The sequence below is a fragment of the Rhodopirellula maiorica SM1 genome (assembly GCF_000346295.1).
In the GTDB taxonomy this organism is placed as follows: Bacteria; Planctomycetota; Planctomycetia; order Pirellulales; family Pirellulaceae; genus Novipirellula; species Novipirellula maiorica.
Genome location: NZ_ANOG01001032.1, coordinates 1 through 4,794 on the forward strand (window position 1 = coordinate 1; position 4,794 = coordinate 4,794).

5 protein-coding genes are annotated in these 4,794 nt (G+C 55.4%); 2 read left to right on the plus strand and 3 right to left on the minus strand.

The window, feature by feature from the left end; translation table 11 throughout:
* Positions 1–72: 72 nt before the first annotated feature.
* Entirely contained in the window at positions 73–1,695 is a 1,623-nt protein-coding gene (locus RMSM_RS33395; protein ID WP_008708214.1) for a sigma-54-dependent Fis family transcriptional regulator, read from the minus strand.
* 221 nt (positions 1,696–1,916) lie between these two features.
* Here RMSM_RS33395 and RMSM_RS33400 point away from each other — a divergent pair, with 221 nt between their 5' ends.
* Together RMSM_RS33400 and RMSM_RS33405 are read left to right on the plus strand one after the other, a co-directional pair.
* Positions 1,917–2,510, plus strand: a complete 594-nt coding sequence (locus tag RMSM_RS33400) for a carboxymuconolactone decarboxylase family protein (RefSeq protein WP_008708216.1) — start codon at positions 1,917–1,919, stop codon at positions 2,508–2,510.
* Positions 2,511–2,633: 123 nt separating this feature from the next.
* A complete protein-coding gene (locus tag RMSM_RS33405) occupies positions 2,634–3,104 on the plus strand; it encodes a nuclear transport factor 2 family protein (RefSeq protein WP_008708218.1) in 471 nt (156 codons plus the stop codon).
* 36 nt (positions 3,105–3,140) lie between these two features.
* Here RMSM_RS33405 and RMSM_RS33410 read toward each other — a convergent pair whose 3' ends face one another.
* Together RMSM_RS33410 and RMSM_RS43225 are read right to left on the minus strand one after the other, a co-directional pair.
* Positions 3,141–4,520, minus strand: coding sequence for a sulfatase family protein (locus RMSM_RS33410; RefSeq protein ID WP_008708221.1), 1,380 nt, complete (start codon positions 4,518–4,520; stop codon positions 3,141–3,143).
* Positions 4,521–4,598: 78 nt separating this feature from the next.
* Positions 4,599–4,794 (minus strand): hypothetical protein (locus RMSM_RS43225; RefSeq protein ID WP_236622407.1); only part of this gene is annotated, 196 nt, incomplete at its 5' end.

The window sequence follows — 4,794 nt, forward strand, 5'->3', positions numbered from 1 at the left end:
ACACAGCGAAAGATCCCTTCCTTTCTGCTACGACCTGCACCCTTGCCATTTCGCTTGCGTGAACCCGTTCGCTCATGATAAGCGAGTGCCTAGGCTTTTGATGCGGGATGCAAGGGTGGTTGGTTTGGTGTTCAGCAACTCTGCAGCCCCGCCCGGACCTGAGACTTTTCCGCCAGACGCCGCGAGGGCGCGGCGGATGTTGGCCGCTTCGAAGGCCTTCAGCTCGTCGGTCGTCAAAATTTTGTCGCCGTCAAGTGATGGTAAACTTGATTGACGCTCGAGCGATGATGTGTCGTTGGGCGACGTCGCTTGATCGAGCTGAAAACGAAGCCGTCCGCCCCGTGCGGTGATCATCGCACGCTCGAGAACATGCTGCAATTCGCGGATGTTTCCGGGCCATTCGTATTGTTTCAGCTGTTGGATGTTGGCTTTCGTCAACCGCGGCGTTTCGCGGCCAAGTTTACGAGCGAGCTGATGCAGCAAATGTTCGGCCAGCAGCGGGATATCTTCTTTGCGTTTCGATAGCGACGGAAGCTCAATCGGAAACACGCTCAGTCGGTAATACAAATCGGCACGAAAACGCTTCGCTTCACTCTCGGCTTTCAGATCGCGGTTCGTGGCTGCAATGATACGGACATCCACTTCACGCGTCTGCTCTTCGCCGACGCGTTCCAGTTCCCCTTCCTGCAGCACCCGCAACAGCTTGCTTTGCAATTCCAGCGGGATCTCGCCGATCTCATCCAGAAACAACGTACCGCCGTCGGCCAGCTCGAATCGCCCAACGCGATCACGCACCGCTCCAGTGAAGCTGCCCTTCGTATGACCAAAGAATTCGCTGTCGTACAGCTCACGCGGAATCGCTGCGCAGTTGACTTTGATCAACGGCCGATCGCTTCGTGAGGAGCGGCGGTGAATCTCGCGAGCTACCAGCTCTTTGCCGGTGCCACTTTCGCCTGTCACCAACACCGTCGAATCAGTCGGAGCGACCAACTCGATTTGCTGGGTCACTTTTTGGAGTGCCGCACTGCTGCCGACCATGTCACCAAACGAATGGTTCGTGTTGACCTCTTCCTGTAGGTAATCATTCTCCAATTCAAGCCGGTGCCGTAGCTTCTCGATCTCTTCCCAAGCGGACGCATTGGCCAACGAAGCGGCGGCATGGTTGGCGATCGTTCGTAACCACTGAAGGTCTTCTTCGGAACATGTCGTGCGGCTAAACACCGCCAGCACGCCGAGGACGTTGCCGTGGTGGATCAGCGGTTGGCCACCAAATCCACGAATTCCTTCGGCCTTTGCCCATTCCGGTTTGACAAGCCAATCGGGATTGCCCTCGATGTTGCTGACCTCCATTGGTTGCCCTGTCGATGCGATCCGTCCCACCTTGCGGACACCGATCGGGAATCGCCGAAATTCGCCATCCAGCCGCGTTAGGTCCGCTGTGGGATCGACCAGCGAACTTCCTGCACTGGCAACAAGATGCAAACAGTTCGTTCGATCGGGACATTCCGAGGCCCGCGGGCAGGTCGCGCAACCGGCTGCAGGGCGAATCAGCCAAATTCTTGCCAACGCGACTGCCGGGGACGACGCAATCCGATCCACGATCAATCGCAGCGCATCACAAACTTGCATCCGCTGAGCCATTTCCAGCAGCAGCGATCTTGGGTCGCGAATCAGCGGTGTCTTGGTGTCAAGCATGCCGAAACTTTATACGAAAAGTCGTGAAGTTGCAACGAAAAGTCGTAAGTTACGAAATGTCGTGCTTTTATTCCTGTCTGCATGGTTTCCCTAAGGCGTTTGAAGGAAACGGCTTACGTGAAATGTCGAGGGTTGGCACGATTCGTGCCTACGGAATGAAAGCATCAACGGTAACTGTTGCCGTTGAAACCAAACCACTCTTTTTATCGAGGACCTTCACCATGTCACGTATCAATCCTATCGCTACCGAGTCGGCCGCCGGAACGGCTCGCGAACTGCTTGGCGGCGTTCAGAAAAAACTTGGAATGACGCCCAACATGATGGCGACGATGGCGCATTCGGCCGCCGTGCTCGACGCCTACTTGAAATTTAGCGGTGCACTGGGGGCGGGTGTACTGCCAGCGGAGACTCGCGAGCAGATCGCACTGACCGTCGGGGAAGCCAACGGCTGTCGCTACTGTTTGAGTGCCCATTCGGCGATCGGCAAGATGGTGGGGCTGACCCAGGATCAGATTCTCGATGCGCGTTGCGCCAAAGCTTCCGATGCCAAGACCGCCGCCATCTTGAAGCTCGCTTCACTACTTGTCGAAAAGCGTGGCTTGGTTTCGGACGATGACATTGCCGCGGCTCGCGATGCGGGCGTCAACGATGCGGAGATTGCCGAAGTAGTTGCCAACACATCGCTGAATCTGTTCACCAATTACTTCAATCACGTCGCGGACCCGGAGATCGATTTTCCGCTTGCTGGAACGCTTCCATCGTCGTCGTCATCCGAAGCCTGCGGTTGTCACGACGATTCCTGCAGCGCCGCATAACCGCGTCATCATTGAATTGACCACGTCAGCCAAACGCGACTCGGGCAACGGTCTGTTGCCCGGGTCGCATTCTTTTTTTCGCTTTCGTTTCTACTTTGCTGCAATCCAACGGAGGACCAAACCATGCCAAAACCGACTGATATCCGACCCCCATTTACACGCGAAGCCGCGATCCAAAAAGTTCGAGCTGCCGAAGACGCTTGGAACTCTCGCGATGCTGTCAAGGTATCCCAGGCCTACTCGCTCGATAGCCAGTGGCGAAATCGTGATACGTTCGTAACCGGTCGTGAACAGATCGTTACTTTCCTTACTGGTAAATGGGAGCGGGAACTTGATTATCGGCTGGTCAAACAGCTTTGGTCATTCGGCGACAACCGCATCGCCGTTCGCTTCCAATACGAGTACCGAGATGCCGATGGCCATTGGTTTCGCGCTTACGGCAACGAAAACTGGGAATTCGATGAGGATGGATTGATGCGACGTCGCGAAGCGAGCATCAATGATGTGGCAATCGATGCATCGGATCGAAAGTTCGACTGGCCGGCGGGGCCTCGGCCTGACAATGTTCCTGGGCTAGGCGAAACGGTGTTATAGACCGTTCGCGGTATGACGCCCCTTCGATTGAGTCACTCAGATTCCGAGATCGTCGAACGCTTGTTGAAGCTGCTTACGTTTTGCCGAGCTTGTAGCATCGTCGTCGGCGGCCACATAAGGATATTGTTCTCGTTCGTCTTCGCTCATGTGGTACAGTCGGCCATCGTTGTAGAGTTTCCAGTCTTGGGTGCGGACCCATTTTAATCCCGAGCTTTCGCCGTCTGGTTCGACGCCCCCGGCTTTTGGCAATACCGCTTCTTCGCAATAAGCAAATTGCCGCGGCGAAGCACCACGGCCGCGAAGCCGATCTGCGAAGCTGACACCATCGAATGCGACGTCGGCGGGCAGTGGAGCTTGCGCCAGATCCAAAAAGGTGGGCAAGATGTCACTGAAATCGACTAGATCATTCACGACTTGACCAGGCCGAATCGTTCCTGGCCAGTTAGCGATCATCGGTACGTTGGTACCAGCGTTGTTGAGCTGTTTTTTTCCGCCGGGGATATCCAGGCCGTTACAACGAGAAACGACAGGAGTCCGTATCAGTTCCTCGCCTTCGGCCCGAATGATAATTTCGGGAGGCGTCCCGTTGTCGGCCAGAAACAGGATCAGGGTTTGCTCACGCAATTGCAACGCGTTCAAAGCGGCCACCAAGCGTCCCACCGCTCGATCGAGTTCCGTGACCATCTCGGGATAGCTGCCGTAGCGATCAAACGGTCCATGGGGGACGGGAGGGCTTAGATCGTCGGTGACTTCGTGCGCCAATGCCATTGAATAGTATGCAAAGAAAGGGCGGTCACAATTGGTCTTGATAAATTCGATCAGCCCATGTTGATAAAGATCGGGGCCGTAATGCCCCAGCGTGTCATCGCGTACTTGGCCATTTCGGTAAATCATGGGCTCGTAGTAACGCGGGCCTTCGTGCCAACCGAAGAGGTCCCAGTAATCAAATCCCATTCGTTGCGGATGCAGCGGATCGTCGCCGAGCAAAGCGAGTTGCCACTTGCCCGCAATGCCTGTGGTGTAGCCTGCGCGTTGCAAGCACCGTGAAAATGTCTTCGCTTCGGCAGCCTGCGGATAGTCACCCCAGGTGACTTGGCCGTGACGAAACGGATATTGGCCTGACATCAACGTCAATCGCGAGGGATGACAAACCGGCATGCTGTAGGCATGGTTGAACTTCATGCCGGTCCGCGACAATTCATTCAAATGCGGTGTCGAGTACGATTGGCCGCCGTAGCATTCCAGTACCTCCTGACCCACGTCATCTGCAAATAAAAACAAAATGTTCGGTGGACGGTCCTGAGCGTCCGCGCCGTCGCCAAGACACAGTAGGACGAGCGACCAACACGTTACAAAAGTCCCGCGAGCAAGGGCGAATCCACATTTTAGAATGGGGGGCGTTAGAAAATGATGCATGGACGATGTCTCTGGGGCGGTGGGAAGCGGTAGAGAAAAGGCTCTATCATACAACGCCGCGGCTCGGCATAGGTTCGGCTAGGTAGGCAGAAATGTTGGGGTGAATTCGGTGCCAATTGCCGACTTCGCTGTCACCGACTTCACTTCGAATTGAAAGAGCGGCGGAGTGGCATCGAAGAAAACGTTGGTTACTGGTTTGGCAGGAAAATGAAGAGGGCAGGAAGATGGGATACCGTAGGATGGCACTGCTCCCTGACATATTTTTGTCCTCCAT